This window comes from Pseudarthrobacter sp. NKDBFgelt (genome assembly GCF_046097905.1).
GTDB lineage: Bacteria > Actinomycetota > Actinomycetes > Actinomycetales > Micrococcaceae > Arthrobacter > Arthrobacter polychromogenes.
Genome location: NZ_JBJURL010000165.1, coordinates 1 through 1,816 on the forward strand (window position 1 = coordinate 1; position 1,816 = coordinate 1,816).

A 1,816-nucleotide genomic window follows, 5' to 3' on the forward strand; every position below is an offset into this window, starting at 1 on the left:
CGGCCGCGCCCGCCAGCGCCGTCCACCGCCGTCGTAATGTCCGACGGCGGCGGGCCAGCTTACGCAGCAGCGGCGCGGGATCCGAGGGGGGAAGCGGGTCCGCCGCTCCCGGTGCCACCGTCAGTGCAACAGCGTCCGGCACCGGAAGGGCGTCCAGCATCATGGGAACCTTCTCCAGGCCGGCAAGTTCCTTCCGGCATTGTCCGCACTCCTGCAGGTGTGTTTCAAAGGCCTGCAGGTCCTCCGCGTCGAGCCCGCCCAGCAGGTAGGCGCCCAGCAGGTGGTGCGTTTCGGCGCTGTTCACCGTTCCACCCCCATCTCGTCCAGGATGGTCCGCAGCGCCCGCACGGCGTAGTAGGCGCGGGATTTGACGGTGCCGCTGGGAATGTTGAGCTGGACGGCGGCCTCGTTCACGGTGAACCTGCGGTAGTGCAGCGCCACCAGGACGTCCCGGTGTTCCTTGCTCAGCCGCAGCAGCGCCTCCTCGACCAGCACGCGGTTGAGCAGCTCGTCCACCCTCTCCGGAACAGCGGCGGGTTCTGTCAGGCCGCTTTCCAGGGTCTCCGCGGGACGGCGCCGGGCCCGGCGGTAGTTGTCGATCATGATGTTCCTGGCCGTCCGGTACAGGTAGCTGCGGAGGCTGCCCGTGATCTCGGGGGTGTGCTGCCAGACGCGCAGCACGGTTTCCTGCACCACGTCCTCGGCAAGCTGGGGGTCGTGGGAGGCGCTGAGCACGAAGCGGCGCAGGGCTGCGCCGTGGTCGCGGTAGATGGACGCCACCACGTCCTCATCCAGCGGCATGCCGTTCCTCCTGCCGGGCCCTGCCCCACATTCCTGCTTACCACCGTAAAGACGCCGCCCGCGGCCGGAAGGTTCAACCGCCGGCGGCTGACTGTGTGAACCATTGTTCACCCCGGTACGTCGTAAGGGTTAGCGTCCGGCGGTCCGACGCCGGGCCCAGCCAGCAAGGAGCAACGCCATGAAACTCAACGTGGGCGCAGGACTCGCCGTCCTGGCCCTTTCCGCGGCACTGACTGCCTGCGGCGGCAGCACCGGAACGGCACCGGCAACCACCAGCCCGGCCGTCACGGAAGGTGCGCCGCCGGCCTCCGCAACCGCCCCCGCAGCGTCGGTCACCCCGCCGCCCGCAACGTCCGCCCCGCCGGCAAGTGCCGCCGTCGACCTTAAGACAGCTACCTCAAGCGCCGGAGACATTGTGGTGGCCGCCAACGGGATGAGCGTGTACTTCTTCACGAAGGACGTGAAGGACTCCGGCACCAGCGCCTGCACGGACGCCTGCCTTGCAGCGTGGCCCCCGGTCACCACCGCCGCTGAGACGCCCCAGGTGGAAGGCGTCACGGGAACCGTGGGCACCATCACGACGCCGGACGGCGCGCAGCAGGTGACGCTGAACGGCCTGCCGCTGTACTACTTCGCCAAGGACACGAAGCCCGGCGACATTCTGGGCCAGGGCGTGAACGACGTCTGGTACCTGGCGGATCCGTCCGGCGAAATGATCAGGATGGGTGCATCCGGCTAGTGAGCCGGCCTTCCGGTACCGGCCCCTGCTGTCCAGTGCGCAGGCGTCACGGGAGCGGAACGGACGGAAGGTTGCCGGGCAGCGGAATCTGTGAGGGGACAGGGACTTCCGGCGCCTTGCCCAGCCCGTCGGCAACGTGCCCGGGCAGGGTGTCGGGCACGGTACCTGGAGCGGGGACATCGCCGGGCTTGCCCGGGGATACTTACTATTATCGCGGAATTACCCGCACGTAGCTAATCGATGGACATTTCCGGCGTCGTGGTATTTCAGCCCTGA

The 1,816-nt window shown here is 68.4% G+C and carries 3 protein-coding genes; 1 reads left to right on the plus strand and 2 read right to left on the minus strand.

Annotated elements, in window-relative coordinates; translation table 11 throughout:
* Positions 1-304: zf-HC2 domain-containing protein (locus tag ACKAE7_RS20885; RefSeq protein WP_408980207.1), on the minus strand; the 304-nt coding region annotated here is incomplete at its 3' end.
* Complete coding sequence (locus tag ACKAE7_RS20890; RefSeq protein ID WP_104186485.1) at positions 301-801, minus strand: sigma-70 family RNA polymerase sigma factor; 501 nt, start codon at positions 799-801, stop codon at positions 301-303. The genes ACKAE7_RS20890 and ACKAE7_RS20885, both read right to left, overlap by 4 nt.
* Positions 802-979: 178 nt before the next feature.
* On the opposite strand from ACKAE7_RS20890, the gene ACKAE7_RS20895 reads away from it, so the two are divergent.
* Positions 980-1,540, plus strand: coding sequence for a hypothetical protein (locus ACKAE7_RS20895; RefSeq protein ID WP_366278609.1), 561 nt, complete (start codon positions 980-982; stop codon positions 1,538-1,540).
* Positions 1,541-1,816: the final 276 nt, after the last annotated feature.